12 protein-coding genes are annotated in these 13,101 nt (G+C 74.2%); 7 read left to right on the top strand and 5 right to left on the bottom strand.

What is annotated here, in order from left to right:
- The first annotated feature begins 10 nt into the window (after window positions 1-10).
- Genes C8D89_RS21230 through C8D89_RS21240 form a run of 3 tightly spaced genes read left to right on the top strand, consistent with a single transcriptional unit; the run spans window position 11 to window position 5,711 of the window.
- The gene (locus tag C8D89_RS21230; protein ID WP_116710127.1) at window positions 11-1,549 is read left to right on the top strand and encodes a 4Fe-4S dicluster domain-containing protein; all 1,539 of its coding nucleotides are present in this window, start codon (window positions 11-13) and stop codon (window positions 1,547-1,549) included.
- 29 nt (window positions 1,550-1,578) lie between these two features.
- Window positions 1,579-4,590, top strand: a complete 3,012-nt coding sequence (locus tag C8D89_RS21235; RefSeq protein WP_116710128.1) for a molybdopterin-dependent oxidoreductase — start codon at window positions 1,579-1,581, stop codon at window positions 4,588-4,590.
- A complete protein-coding gene (locus C8D89_RS21240; RefSeq protein ID WP_116710129.1) occupies window positions 4,587-5,711 on the top strand; it encodes an Mrp/NBP35 family ATP-binding protein in 1,125 nt (374 codons plus the stop codon). Before C8D89_RS21235 ends, C8D89_RS21240 begins: the two co-directional genes overlap by 4 nt.
- Window positions 5,712-5,764: 53 nt before the next feature.
- On the opposite strand, the gene C8D89_RS21245 is transcribed toward C8D89_RS21240, so the two are convergent.
- Together C8D89_RS21245 and C8D89_RS21250 are read right to left on the bottom strand one after the other, a co-directional pair.
- On the bottom strand, window positions 5,765-6,109 hold the full coding sequence (locus tag C8D89_RS21245) for a DUF202 domain-containing protein (RefSeq protein WP_243418281.1): 345 nt from the start codon (window positions 6,107-6,109) through the stop codon (window positions 5,765-5,767).
- The gene (locus C8D89_RS21250) at window positions 6,106-6,504 is read right to left on the bottom strand and encodes a YidH family protein (RefSeq protein ID WP_116710130.1); all 399 of its coding nucleotides are present in this window, start codon (window positions 6,502-6,504) and stop codon (window positions 6,106-6,108) included. The genes C8D89_RS21245 and C8D89_RS21250 overlap by 4 nt, the downstream gene beginning before the upstream one ends.
- A 205-nt stretch (window positions 6,505-6,709) precedes the next feature.
- On the opposite strand from C8D89_RS21250, the gene C8D89_RS21255 reads away from it, so the two are divergent.
- From C8D89_RS21255 to C8D89_RS21270, 4 genes are all read left to right on the top strand, one after another.
- Window positions 6,710-8,071 carry an MBL fold metallo-hydrolase gene (locus tag C8D89_RS21255; RefSeq protein WP_116710131.1) on the top strand — a complete coding sequence of 454 codons (1,362 nt, stop codon included), beginning with the start codon at window positions 6,710-6,712 and terminating at the stop codon, window positions 8,069-8,071.
- A 73-nt stretch (window positions 8,072-8,144) separates the two neighbouring features.
- Complete coding sequence (locus tag C8D89_RS21260; protein ID WP_116710132.1) at window positions 8,145-8,951, top strand: sulfite exporter TauE/SafE family protein; 807 nt, start codon at window positions 8,145-8,147, stop codon at window positions 8,949-8,951.
- A 63-nt stretch (window positions 8,952-9,014) separates the two neighbouring features.
- Window positions 9,015-9,806, top strand: coding sequence for an OBAP family protein (locus tag C8D89_RS21265; protein WP_116710133.1), 792 nt, complete (start codon window positions 9,015-9,017; stop codon window positions 9,804-9,806).
- 74 nt (window positions 9,807-9,880) lie between these two features.
- A complete protein-coding gene (locus C8D89_RS21270) occupies window positions 9,881-10,450 on the top strand; it encodes a rhodanese-like domain-containing protein (protein ID WP_116710134.1) in 570 nt (189 codons plus the stop codon).
- Window positions 10,451-10,493: 43 nt separating this feature from the next.
- Here C8D89_RS21270 and C8D89_RS21275 read toward each other — a convergent pair whose 3' ends face one another.
- The 3 genes from C8D89_RS21275 to C8D89_RS21285 all read right to left on the bottom strand — a co-directional run bounded on the left by C8D89_RS21275 (window position 10,494) and on the right by C8D89_RS21285 (window position 13,101).
- Window positions 10,494-11,003, bottom strand: coding sequence for a universal stress protein (locus tag C8D89_RS21275; RefSeq protein WP_116710135.1), 510 nt, complete (start codon window positions 11,001-11,003; stop codon window positions 10,494-10,496).
- Window positions 11,004-11,046: 43 nt separating this feature from the next.
- Window positions 11,047-11,526 carry a universal stress protein gene (locus tag C8D89_RS21280; RefSeq protein WP_116710136.1) on the bottom strand — a complete coding sequence of 160 codons (480 nt, stop codon included), beginning with the start codon at window positions 11,524-11,526 and terminating at the stop codon, window positions 11,047-11,049.
- A gap of 150 nt (window positions 11,527-11,676) precedes the next feature.
- Window positions 11,677-13,101, bottom strand: coding sequence for an NADH-quinone oxidoreductase subunit N (locus C8D89_RS21285; protein WP_116710137.1), 1,425 nt, complete (start codon window positions 13,099-13,101; stop codon window positions 11,677-11,679).

The following is a 13,101-nucleotide window of genomic DNA, read 5'->3' on the forward strand; positions in this document are numbered from 1 at the left end:
GGGGCGTCCTGTGCGCTACGGATTCGCGATCGACCAGACCACGTGCATCGGCTGCCATGCCTGCACGGTGGCGTGCAAGACCGAGCACCAGGTGCCGGTGGGCCAGTTCCGCACCTGGGTCAAGTACGTCGACCAGGGCACGTTCCCGAACAGCACCCGCGACTTCGGGGTGATGCGCTGCAACCACTGCACCGACGCCCCCTGCGTGACGATCTGTCCGACGCAGGCGCTCTTCCAGCGCGACGACGGCATCATCGACTTCGACCGGGACCGCTGCATCGGCTGCAAGAGCTGCATGCAGGGGTGCCCGTACGACGCGATCTACATCGACGAGGAGACGCACACCGCGGCCAAGTGCAACTTCTGCGCCCACCGCATCGACGACGACCTCGAGCCGGCGTGCGTCGTGGTATGCCCGACGCACTCGATCTGGGTGGGCGACCTGGACGACCCCTCGAGCGGCATCTCGCGCCTGGTCAGCTCCCGCCCGACCCAGGTCCGCTCCCCCGAGCAGAACACCGGCCCCAACGTGTTCTACCTCGGCGCCGAGCGTGCGGTGCTCGACCCGCTGGCCGCGCCGGCCGACTCCGGCTACATCTACTCGCGCCCGGACCGCCACCGCGCCGACGTCGCGCGGGACATGGCGACCGACCCGGTGACGAAGGCCCGCACCACGCTGAACACCGCCCATCCCCGGCCCTGGGGCTGGCGGGTCACCACCTACCTCTGGGCCAAGGGCGTCGGCGGGGGCGCGGTGCTGCTCGCCGCGCTGGCCCTGCTCCTCGGCGTGGACCTCGGCGTGCTCACCACGCTGGTCGCACCGGCGCTGGGCGTCCTGGGCACCGCGGTGACCGGCGGGCTCCTGGTCTGGGATCTCAAGCGCCCCGACCGCTTCTGGTACATCCTCACGAAGTCGAACCCCCGCTCCTGGCTGGTGCTCGGCGCGTACGCGCTGGCCGCCTTCGCGGCGGTGTCGGGGGTGTGGCTGCTCTACGGCATCGCCCTCGAGACCGGGTTGCTCGCGGCGAGCCCGGTGGTCTGGACCGTGCTCGCGGTCCTCGGGATCCCGACCGGGCTGATGGTCGCGGGCTACACCGCGTTCCTCTTCGGCCAGGCCGAGGGCCGCGACCTGTGGCAGTCCCCCCTGCTGTTCTGGCACCTCGTGGTCCAGGCCGTCATGGTCGGCGCCGGCGCGCTGGCCGTCGCCGCGCTCGTCGCCGGCACGGACGCGGCCGGCGCGGCCCTGATCGTGCGCGCGCTGGTCGTCGCCACCGTCGTGCACGTGGCGATGCTGCTCGTCGAGTACCTCGGCCGGCACGCCACGAGGGCCGCCGCCACCGCGGCACACCTGGTGACCCACGGCCGCTACGCGCGGCTGTTCTGGACCGCCGGCGTCGCCCTCGCGCTGCTCGCCGCCCTCGTCGCCCTCCCGGCCTGGGGCGGCGGGATGCTCGCACTCGCCGCCCTCGCCGGCCTGGCCGTCCAGGTGGCACTGCTGGCCTACGAATCCGTGTTCGTCCGCGCCGGTCAGGACCTCCCCCTGTCCTGACCCCTGTCCCGACCACACCGGGAGAAGCGATGACCGAGACCGCCCCCCGTGGCGCCGCCCCCACGCGGCCGGCGGCACCGTCGACACCGCCGGGGACACCGCCGGCGACACCGCCCGACGACACCCCGCCGCGCACCGAGCGGCACCCGCTGCCCGGGGCCCGGACCCACGAGCACCTGCGCAACTTCCCGCCGGTCTCCGACTGGGACCACCACGTCGAGCACGACGCCCGGGCCCACCCGCGCAAGGTGCCGCGGGAGTACATGCTCGTGCCGACGACGTGCTTCAACTGCGAGTCCGCCTGCGGGCTGCTCGCCTACGTCGACAAGTCCGACCTGTCGGTCCGCAAGGTCGAGGGCAACCCCGCCCACCCCGGCTCCCGGGGCCGGAACTGTGCCAAGGGCCCGGCGACGATCAACCAGATCGACGACCCGGAGCGCATCCTGCACCCGCTGCGGCGCACCGGGGAGCGCGGCGGCGGGCAGTGGGAGCAGGTCAGCTGGGACACCGCGCTCGACGACGTCGCCGGACGCATCCGGGCCGCGATCCTCGAGGGCCGCCACGAGGAGGTCACCTACCACGTCGGGCGACCCGGCGAGGACGGCTTCGCCGAGCGGATGCTGCAGGCCTGGGGCGTCGACGGGCACAACAGCCACACCAACGTCTGCAGCTCGGGCGCCCGTCTCGGCCAGACCCTGTGGGGCGGGTTCGACCGGCCGTCGCCCGACCACAGCAACGCCAAGGTGATCCTGCTGTTCTCCTCGCACCTGGAGACCGGGCACTACTTCAACCCCCACGCCCAGCGCATCCTCGAGGGCAAGAGCGCCGGTGCGAAGCTGGTCGTCGTCGACCCGCGCATGTCCAACACGGCCTCGCACGCCGACGTCTGGATGGCGCCGTGGCCCGGCAGCGAGGCCGCGATCCTGCTCGCCGTCGCGTCGTACCTGCTGCGGACCCGCCGCATCGACCACGAGTACCTGCGGCGGTGGTTCAACTGGGAGACCTACCTCGCCGAGCTGCACCCCGGGGCGGCCACATCTGATCGGGCCGGCACGTTCGAGGCGTTCCTCGACCACCTCGAGGGCGACTACGCCGACTACACCTTCGACTTCGCGGCCGAGGAGTCCCAGGTCCCGGTCGAGCGCATCGAGGAGCTGGCCCGCCTGGTGGCCGACTGCGACCACCGGCTCTCGGCGCACATCTGGCGCTCGGCCGCGGCCGGCAACCTCGGTGGCTGGCAGGTGGCCCGCTGCCTGTGGTTCGTCCTCGCGCTCACCGGGTCGATCGGCACCCCGGGCGGGACCAGCCCCAACGGCTGGAACAAGTTCATCCCGCACGGCCCGGACGTGCCCGCCCACGACCACTGGAACGCGCTGGCGTGGCCGCGCGAGTACCCCCTGTCGACCAACGAGATGTCGATCCTGCTGCCGCACTTCCTGCAGGAGGGGCGCGGCCGGCTCGAGGTCTACTTCTCGCGGGTCTTCAACCCGATCTGGACCTACCCCGACGGCTTCACGTGGATGAAGACCCTGTCCGACCCGGGAAAGGTCGGGCTGCACGTCGCCCTGACCCCGACCTGGTCGGAGACCGCCGAGTTCGCCGACTACGTCCTGCCGGTCGGCCACGCCACCGAGCGCCACGACACCCACTCCTACGAGACCCACGCCGCGAAGTGGCTCGGCTTCCGTCAGCCGGTCCAGCGGGTGGCCCGGGAGCGGCTGGGACGCCCCGTCGGCGACACCCGGGACACCAACCCGGGCGAGGTGTGGGAGGAGAACGAGCTCTGGTTCGAGCTCTCCTGGCGCATCGACCCCGACGACGCGCTGGGCATCCGCCGCCACTTCGAGTCGCCGTACCGGCCGGGCGAGAAGGTCACCGTCGACGAGTACTACCGCTGGATCTTCGAGAACCGGGTGCCCGGGCTCACCGAGAAGGCGCAGGCCGAGGGGATGACCCCGCTGGAGTACATGCGTCGCTACGGGGTCGTCGAGGTCGCGACGGATCTCTACCGCCAGGACGAGCGCCTGCTCTCCGAGTCCGAGCTCTCCGGCACGGTGGAGGACACGTCGCCCGAGACGCGGGGGGTGCTGCGCACGCCGACCGACGACGACTCGGTGCCGCCGCTGATCGGCGAGGCCGGGGCGGTCGGGGTGCGCCACGCCGACGGCACCGCGACCGCGGGCTGGCTCACCCCGTCGCGCAAGCTGGAGGTCTACTCCACGGCCATGCGCGACTGGGGCTGGCCCGAGCACGCGACCCCGGGCTACATCCGCTCGCACGTCGCGCGCTCCGAGATCGACCTGGAGTCCGGCGAGCTCGTGCTCGTCCCGACGTTCCGGCTCCCGACGCTGATCCACACCCGGTCGGGCAACGCGAAGTACCTGAACGAGATCAGCAACTCGCACCCGCTGTGGCTGCACACCCGCGACGCGCAGCGCCACGGGGTGCGCACCGACGACCTCGTGCGCCTGTCCACCGCGATCGGCCACCTCGTCGCCCGCGTCTGGGTCACCGAGGGGATCCGCCCCGGCGTGTGCGCGCTGTCGCACCACATGGGCCGCTGGCGGCTGCACGACACCGAGGGCAGTCGCTGGGTGCAGGGCCTGGTCGACATCACCCACCCCGACGGGCCGGACACCTGGAAGCTGCGCTACCGCGGGGGCATCGAGCCCTTCACCTCCGACGACCCGGACTCCGAGAGGATCTGGTGGAACGACCCGGGCGTGCACCAGAACCTGGCGTTCGGGGTGCAGCCCGACCCGTGGTCGGGCATGCACTGCTGGCTGCAGAAGGTGCGGATGGAACGCGCGCACCCGGGCGACCGGTACGGCGACGTCTACGTCGACACCGCCCGCTCCCGCGAGGTCTACCGGCAGTGGCTCGCGAAGACGCGCGCCACCATCGGCCCCGGCGGGCAGCGGCGCCCCGAGTTCCTCATGCGCCCGGTCAAGCCCCGTCGGCGCGCCTACCGGGTCGACGGCGGCGACCAGCCGCCGCGGACCCCCGACCCGGCACCGTCCGAGGGCGGGGCGTCCGGATGAGCGTGCTGACGAGGCGGCGCGGCCCGGCCGTCGACCCCGCAGCGGTCCGCGCGGCCGTCGACGCCGTCGTCGACCCCGAGCTCGGGCGCCCGCTGGGTGAGCTCGGGGCCGTCGACGAGGTCACCCACGGTCGCGGTGGGCGGGTGCTCGTCCGCGTCGCGACCCCCACCCACGACGTCGCCCCCGAGCTCGTCGCGGCGGTCCGGGCGGCCGCCGAGGGTGCGGGCGCGGGCCGGGTGGCGGTCGAAACGACGCCGATGACCCCGCGCCGGCGCGCGGAGCTCGCCGAGCGACTGGCCGCCGCCGCTGCGCCGCGGCCGGGTGGCCCCGCTCCCCGTGTCTACGCCGTGGCCAGCGGCAAGGGCGGCGTCGGCAAGAGCACGGTCACCGCCAACCTCGCGACGGCGCTCGCCGCGTCCGGGCAGCGGGTCGGCCTGATCGACGCCGACGTCTGGGGCTACTCGGTGCCCCAGCTGTTCGGCGTGCGCCGCCACCCGGTGGTGCTCGGCGAGAAGATGCAGCCGGTGCGCGCCCACGGGGTGGCGCTGATGTCGACGGGGTTCTTCGTCGACGAGGACGACCCGGTGATCTGGCGCGGGCCGATGCTGCACAAGGCGCTGCAGCAGTTCGTCACCGACGTGGCGTGGGGTCCGCTCGACGTCCTGCTGGTCGACCTGCCGCCGGGCACCGGCGACGCGACGCTCTCGGTGCTCGAGCTGCTGCCCGACGCGGCGCTGCTCGCGGTGACCACTCCCCAGACGGCTGCGCGGGTCGTCGCCCGGCGTGTCGTGCGGATGGCCACGGAGTCCGGCGCGCCGCTCGCGGGTGTCGTGGAGAACATGGCCGGCACGGTCTGCGTCTCCTGCGGCGAGACCAGCGCGGTGTTCGGCTCCGGCGGCGGCGAGCTGCTCGCCGACGAGGCGGGCACCACGCTGCTCGGCCGCGTCCCCCTCGACGTCCCGCTGCGCGAGGCGGGCGACCGGGGCGTGCCCGTCGTCCTCGACGCCCCCGGGGCGCCCTCGGCCCGCGAGCTCACCCGCGTCGCCGCCACCCTGCCCGCCCGGCGTCGCTCCCTCGTGGGCCGCGCCCTGCCGCTCACGGTGTGCGCTCCGCGCACATGAGCGCTTCGAGGTGCTGGAGCACTCCGAACTGCTCACGGGCGCGGTAGCGCGCCTCAGATCTCCGGCACCGCGAGCAGCAGCGTGACGACGCCGAACGCGACGACCATGCCGGCGACCGCCGTGACCCCGACGGTGTCGGCGCGCACGTTCGCCGACCCCGCCACGACGGTGCGGCGGTGGCGACGCCGGCCGAGCAGGGCACAGGCCACCGCGGCGAGCAGGGCCAGGCCCGCCGGGACCCAGACGAGCAGGCTGCCGTTGCGGTTCGCCCGGAGGAGCAGCAGCGCCCCGTTGACCAGCATCGCCAGCGCCGTGCGGTCCCAGGAGAGCACCGTGCGCTCGGCCGGAAGCCCCGAGCGGTCCTGCAGGCGACGCGTTCGCGGGTCGAAAGCGCTCACCGGGCCACCACGATGAGCACCGCCACGGCCAGGGTGACGACCACCAGCCCGACGGTCAGTAGCAGCGGGAGCCGGCTGGGCGGCAGGTCCGCGTCCCGACGCATCGCCCGCTGGACGCGCTGCCAGCGCCGCAGCGCCATGACCGCGACCACGATCCCCAGCACGGCGAGCAGGCCGCCGACGATGTGCCGCGAGCCCTCGGGCCCGAACTCGGGCACGAGCCCGGTCACGACCACGCCCCCCGCGATCAGCGCCAGCGCCGTGCGGTTCCAGGCGAGGAAGGTGCGCTCGTTGGCCAGGGTGAAGCGGTAGTCGGGCTCGATGTCGACCTCGGCGGGCTCGTCCGCCGCCCCGCTGGACGTGTCCCCGGACCGGGACCCCGTCGTCCGGCTCATCTCCGCCTCCCGGTCCGTCGGTCGCGGTCGGGGCTCCCGTCCCCGACCGCGCTCCCCTCAAGTGTCCCGACATTCGGCGATTCCGGCACGGCACGCCACGCCGGTCCAGGAGATCCCAGGCCTCGGGGGCGCGGACCATCGAGTTTGACGGGTGCCCTCGACCGTCCGTAATGTAGGGACATACCGACGACAAGGAGGTCGTTCCATGCACGTCGAGGTGATCGCCACCGAGGCCCTCGGGGACCGCAGCTACGTGGTGCACGACGGCGAGGTCGCGCTCGTCGTCGACCCGCAACGCGACCTCGACCGCGTCCACGCGGTCCTGGCCGAGCAGGGTGTGCGGGTCGGCGCGGTCGCCGAGACCCACATCCACAACGACTACGTCACCGGGGGGCACGCCCTCGCCGCGGAGATCGGGGTCGACTACCTCGTCAACGCCGAGGACCCGGTGACGTTCGACCGCCGGGGGGTCGCCGAGGGCGACGAGATCACGGTCGGAACCCTGCGCGTGCGGCCGGTGGCGACACCGGGTCACACCGTCACGCACCTGTCCTACGTCGTCGACGACACGGCGGCACCCGACGAGCCGGCCGCGGTCTTCACCGGCGGCTCGCTGCTGTTCGGCAGCGTCGGACGCACCGACCTCGTCGACGCCGCCCGCACGATCGAGCTGACCCACCACCAGTACCGCTCGGCCCAGCGGCTCGCCCAGCTGCCCGACGAGACCCGCGTGTACCCCACGCACGGGTTCGGCAGCTTCTGCTCCTCGGGCAACGCGACGGGCGCCGAGTCCAGCACGATCGGGGCCGAGCGCGCCGCCAACGACGCCCTGCTCGCCACCGACGAGGACAGCTTCGTCGAGACGCTGGTGGCGAACCTGACGGCCTACCCGCGCTACTACGCGCACATGGGGCCGCGGAACCTGGCCGGGCCGGACGCCGCCGACCTCTCGCCGGTGGCCGCGGTCGACCCGGACGAGCTGCGCAAGCGCATCGCCGACGGCGAGTGGGTCGTCGACCTGCGCGACCGCACCGCCTACGCCGCGGAACACGTCGGCGGCACGATCGGGATCGCGCTCGGCGGCCAGTTCTCGACCTACCTCGGCTGGCTGCTGCCCTGGGGCACGCCGGTGACGCTGATCGGGGACACCGCCGACGACGTCGCCGAGGCGCAGCGGCAGATGGCACGCATCGGCATCGACCGGCCGGCGGGCGCGGCCGTCGGCACCCCCGCCGAGCTGGCGCCCTCCGGCGACCTGCGCCACTACCCCAGGGCGACCTTCGCCGACGTGGCGGCACGGTCCGGGGCCGAGGCCGACGAGCCCGTGCTGGACGTCCGCCGCAACGACGAGCGCGCCCAGGGCGGCATCCTCGGCGCGACGCACATCCCCCTGCAGGACCTGCTGACCCGCCTGGACGAGCTGCCGGCCGGGCGGCTGTGGGTGCACTGCGCCTCCGGCTTCCGGTCCAGCATCGCCGCGAGCCTGCTCGACCGCGCCGGGCGCGACGTCGTCCTCATCGACGACGAGTACTCCCGCGCGGTCGAGCTCGGTCTCGCCACCGGCTGACCCCGTCCCACGTGAGCGGAATTCACGGTGGTCACCGTGAATTCCGCTCACGAGCCTGCGCCGAGGAGAACGTGTGACGCTCGCGCTCGAGATCGGCATCGGTCTCGTCATCGGGCTCGTGGTCGGTGCCCTGGGCGGCGGGGGCGGCGTGCTCACCGTGCCCGCCCTCGTCTACCTGCTCGGGGCGTCGACCCACGAGGCCGCCACGGCATCACTGGTCATCGTCGGCGTCGCCGCCCTGACCGGGCTTCCCGCGCACGCCTTCCGCGGCCACGTCCGCTGGCGTGCCGGGGTGGCCTTCGGGGCGGTCGGCACGGCGTCGGCCGTCGCCGGCACCGTCCTCGCCCGTGACCTCGATCCGTCGGTGCTGCTGCTCGCCTTCGCCGGGGTCATCACGGTGGCCGCCGTGCTCATGATCCGCGACGCCCGCCGTGGCGGGGACGAGGACGACGCGGGGTCACCCCCCGCGGCCGCGCGGGGTCGCGCCCTGCGGCGCTCCCGCGTCCTCCGGTCGGCGCTCGTGGTCCTCGGGGGCCTCGCGGTCGGCCTCATGACCGGCCTGTTCGGCGTGGGCGGCGGTTTCCTCGCCGTCCCCGTGCTCGTGCTGGTCCTGCGGTGGCCGGCCCGCGCGGCCATCGGCACGTCGCTGCTGGTCATCGTGATCAACTCGATCGGCGCGCTCGTCCCACGCCTCGGAGCCGAGGCCCTCGACGCCCGGCTCGTGGTCCCGGTGACCGCCGCGGCCGTCACCGGCACCCTGCTGGGCAAACTCGCCGCCGACCGCGTCTCCACACCCTCCCTGAGCCGCGTCTTCGCCGCGTTGCTCCTGCTGCTCGCCGCGTACACCGCGGTGCGGTCCGGCATCACGCTCGCGGCCTGACGAACGGATGACGGCGCGCCGCGGCGCGGTTTCGGTGTCCTTCCGCCCCGGGCAGCCGCTCCCATGGCAGCTGTGCACCGTGGAACGGATTCGCGCCCTCGGGGTCGGGGCCTCGCCTCGACCATCGGTGTCGGCGTCGCCTCCGGACTCGCCACCGCGGTCGGCGTGCTCGCCGGCCGGAAGGCGGCCACCCTCGCGAAGATCAGCCAGGGACATCCCCTGAAGCACCGGGTCCTCGATGCCGCGGCCGGCACCATCCAGCCGAAGTATCCGCTCGACGCGATGAGCACGTACCTCAACGGCTTCCACATGTACGCCGACGACATGGGGCGCCAGGTGGAGGCGTCGCACTTCTGCATCCACCTGCAGCCCGACCTGCACCAGTGCGTGATCTTCGACCGGAACGCGACGGACGCGCGGCTGATCGGGATCGAGTACATCATCAGCGCGGACCGTTTCCGCAGCCTGCCCGAGGACGAGAAGCGGCTCTGGCACAGCCATCACTACGAGGTCAAGTCCGGCGTGCTGGTCACCCCGGGCGTTCCGGAGCTCGCCTCGCGCGCCTACTTCGAGGACCTCGTGACGACCTACGGGAAGACCTTCCACACGTGGCAGTACGACCGCGACGACTTCCCCTACGGCGTCCCGCAGCTGATGATGGCCTTCACCCAGGACGGGCAGGCCGACGAGGCCCAGATCGCCGAGCGGGACCGGCGGGTCGGTGTCTCGAGCTCGCAGACGCGGCAGCGTCGTGCCGACATCCCCACCCCCGACGTGCTGCCGGGCGCCAACCCGTGGGAGAGCGGGCGCACCGTGCAGACCACCCTGGAGGAGAGGCCGTTCCACCGGCCGTGACCTCCCGGTCGGGTGGCGACGTTCACGTGCGCCCCTCGTCGCCCGCGCCCTTGTATGTCGGTATGTTGGTACCTATGAGCACTCCCACCCGTCCCCTGCTCGACACCGCTGCCGTGCGCGCGCTGCTCGCGTCGCACCCCGGCACGCGCCTCATCGACGTGCGCAGCCCGGGCGAGTTCGCCGCCGCGCACATCCCGGGCTCCTACAACGTCCCCCTCGACCTGTTGCGCGAGCACCGCGACGAGCTCCGCGCGGAGCACGACGACCCGGTCGTGCTCGTCTGCGCCTCGGGCGCGCGAGCCGAGCAGGCCCGCGGCGTCCTCGACCGCACCGGCCTGGAACGGCTCGAGGTGCTGCGGGGTGGCGTCACCGACTGGCAGCGCGACGGCGGCCCGATCCGCGAGGGCGCGGGCACGTGGGCCATGGAGCGCCAGGTGCGGCTCACCGCGGGCTCGCTCGTGCTCGCCGGCGTGCTGGGCAGCCTGCGCTACCGACCCCTCGTCGCGCTCGCCGGCGTGATCGGCGCCGGCCTCACGTTCTCCGCCGTGACGAACACCTGCGGCATGGCGCGTCTGCTCGCCCTGCTGCCCCACAACCGCCGCGGTGCCCCGGACCCGGCCGCCGCCCTGGCCGCCCTGGCCTGACCGACGCCGCCCCGGGTCCGGGACCCGCGGACACGGGGTGTGCTCACGCTCGCGCCGCAGCGGTTCCGCTCGCGTCGGCGGGCTCCGTCGCCTCCTGCCCGGGCGACGGGGGCACGACGACGACGGGGCCGGTGGCGTGCAGCACGCAGCCCAGGCCCACCGAGCCCAGCAGCGTGCTGCGCAGCCCGCCGCGGCCGCGGTGTCCCACCACGAGCAGGTCGGCGTCCCGGGCCGCCTCGACGAGCACCGGCGCCGCGCGGCCGGCCACCGCCTCCACGGCGATCGGTACGGCGCGCAGGTGCTCGGGGAGGCGTTCGCGGACGCGCTCCACCTCGACGCTCGCCTGGTCGCGCCTCTCGGCACGGATCACGTCGGAATCGGGTACGGGGTCGATCCCGGCGGCGAAGGCCCAGATCTCGGGGGGTTCCAGGGCGGTGACCGCCCGCACCTGTGCGCCGCGGAGCGCGGCCTCCTCGACGGCGAACCGCAGCGCCGTCTCCGCGTGCGGCGACCCGTCCAGGCCGACCACCACGGTCCGCCTCTGCTGCTCCATCAGTCCTCCTCGGCGTGGTGCCCGCGGGCGTGGACGTCGACGTTCACCGGGCCTCGGCCTCGGCGTCCTCCTTGCTCGCCGGCACGACGAGGACGGGGCAGGGTGCGTGCAGCACGCAGCCCAGCCCGACCGATCCCAGGGCCACACTGCGCAGGCCTCCGCGCCCTCGGTGCCCCACGACCAGCAGGTCGGCGTCCCGCGCGGCCTCCACGAGGACGTCGGCCGGGCGCCCGACCTGGGCCCGGACCTCGACCGTCACCCCCGCCAGCTCGGGGTGGTCGGCCATCATCCGGTCGACGCGCTCGCGGGTGTCCTTCTCGTGCGCCGCGTGAATCTTGTTCTCGTCGTGCATCGGCAGCCCGTAGAACTCGGAGAGCGTCAGCTCCGGGCGTTCCCAGGCCGACACCGCCAGGAGTCGTCCGCCCCGCCGTGCGACCTCCTCCAGGGCATAGCGCAGGGCCACGTCCCCGTGCGGGGAGCCGTCGACACCGGCCACCACGAGGGGACCTCTCTCCTCGGACATCGCGCACTCCCGTCCCGTGTCGTCCCGACGCGGCTGCGCCGGAGCCGGGTCCGCACCCGGCGCAGACATCGTCCTCCGCCCGGCGCACGGGCGTCAGGGGCGAAGGGCCGCCCGACGGTCCCGGGACACCAGGGACCTTGGTCAGCTCACCTACCGGATCAGGGTGACGTCGAGCAGCGTCCAGGCGACCCCCGCGCCGAGACCGAGGGCCAGCCCGGCCGCGCCGGCGGCGACGGCCGCTCCCGCGGCCCACGGGCGTGGCGGCGCGGTGGCCGCACCGTCGTCGGTGGCGGCGGACCGTCGCCGGAAGGTCGGGCCGATCCAGCGCAGGTAGTAGAAGAGGCTGAGCAGCGTGTTGGCCAGCACCGCCAGCGCGAGCCAGGCGCTGCCCCCGTCCCAGGCGGCCGCGGCGACGGTGAGCTTGCCGACGAACACCGCGGTCGGCGGGGTACCGAGCAGGCCGAGGAGGCTGACCAGCAGCGCACCCCCGAGCCAGGGTCGGGCGGCGGCGAGGCCCGCGTACCCGGCCAGCTCGCGGACACCGGGGACGGCGGCGACCACGGCGAACGCGCCGAGGTTGGTCACCGCGTACGCGGCGAGGTAGAGCAGCAGGGAAGGCAGGGCGAGGTCGCTGCGCCCGGCGACCGCCACGGGCACGAGCAGGTAGCCCACCTGGCTCACCGTCGACCAGCCGAGCAGGCGGCGGGGGTCGTCCTGGGCGAATGCGGCCAGGTTCCCGACCGTCATCGTGACCACGGCGAGGACCGCCACGAGCAGGGGCCACGCCACCTCACCGGGCAGGACCTCGACGAAGCGGTAGAGCGCGACGAGGGCGCCGAGCTTCGGCACGGTCGTCAGGAACGCCGCGGCGGTCGTGGCGGCGCCCTGCGCCGCGTCGGGCACCCAGGCGTGCAGCGGCACCGCGCCGGCCTCGAACAGCAGCCCGGCGGCGACGGCGACGACCCCGAGCGCGACGGCCGCGACCGGGGCGGCCGGGAGCCGTTCGGCGAGGCCGGCGTAGGTGGTGGTCGCGGCGACGCCGAAGAGCACGGTGACGCCGAGGAGCAGGGTGATGCCCGAGAGCGCGCCGAGCAGGTAGGTCTTCATCGTCGCCTCGGCCGCCGCCGGCGTGCGCGCGAGCCCGACGAGGCCGTAGAGCGGGATGCTGGTGAGCAGGAAGGCGACGGCCAGGACGAGCAGGTCGTCGGCACCGGCCAGCAGGACCGCGCCCGTCGTGGACAGCAGGAGCATCGCGTAGGTCTCGCTCTCCTGCTTGCCGCCGGCGAGCTCGTCGACGCCCAGGCCGATCACCAGCAGCGCGGAGAGCGCGAGGACCAGGCGGGCGATGCCCGTGGCGCCGTCGACGGCGTACGAGCCGTCGAACACCGTCGTGGGCGGTCCGGGCAGCGCGACCGCCGCCGTGACCGCCGTGGCGAGCAGGGCCGCGACGGCGATCAGCCGGCTGACCCACTGCCGGCGGCGGGGCAGGAACGAGCCGCTGATCAGCGCGAGCACGGCGCCGGCGAGCAGGCAGATCTCGGGCAGCAGCGCCAGGACCATCGCGGTCATGTCCAT

It is taken from the genome of Actinomycetospora cinnamomea, from assembly GCF_003096675.1.
Taxonomy (GTDB): domain Bacteria; phylum Actinomycetota; class Actinomycetes; order Mycobacteriales; family Pseudonocardiaceae; genus Actinomycetospora; species Actinomycetospora cinnamomea.

Excerpts from the sequence above, each read along its gene's own strand:
- C8D89_RS21235 (WP_116710128.1), top strand. The coding sequence starts at position 1,579 with ATGACCGAGACCGCCCCCCGTGGCGCCGCCCCCACGCGGCCGGCGGCA.
- C8D89_RS21240 (WP_116710129.1), top strand. The coding sequence starts at position 4,587 with ATGAGCGTGCTGACGAGGCGGCGCGGCCCGGCCGTCGACCCCGCAGCG.
- C8D89_RS21250 (WP_116710130.1), bottom strand. The coding sequence starts at position 6,504 with ATGAGCCGGACGACGGGGTCCCGGTCCGGGGACACGTCCAGCGGGGCG.
- C8D89_RS21255 (WP_116710131.1), top strand. The coding sequence starts at position 6,710 with ATGCACGTCGAGGTGATCGCCACCGAGGCCCTCGGGGACCGCAGCTAC.
- C8D89_RS21265 (WP_116710133.1), top strand. The coding sequence starts at position 9,015 with ATGGCAGCTGTGCACCGTGGAACGGATTCGCGCCCTCGGGGTCGGGGC.
- C8D89_RS21270 (WP_116710134.1), top strand. The coding sequence starts at position 9,881 with ATGAGCACTCCCACCCGTCCCCTGCTCGACACCGCTGCCGTGCGCGCG.
- C8D89_RS21275 (WP_116710135.1), bottom strand. The coding sequence starts at position 11,003 with ATGGAGCAGCAGAGGCGGACCGTGGTGGTCGGCCTGGACGGGTCGCCG.
- C8D89_RS21280 (WP_116710136.1), bottom strand. The coding sequence starts at position 11,526 with ATGTCCGAGGAGAGAGGTCCCCTCGTGGTGGCCGGTGTCGACGGCTCC.
- C8D89_RS21285 (WP_116710137.1), bottom strand. The coding sequence starts at position 13,101 with ATGGACATGACCGCGATGGTCCTGGCGCTGCTGCCCGAGATCTGCCTG.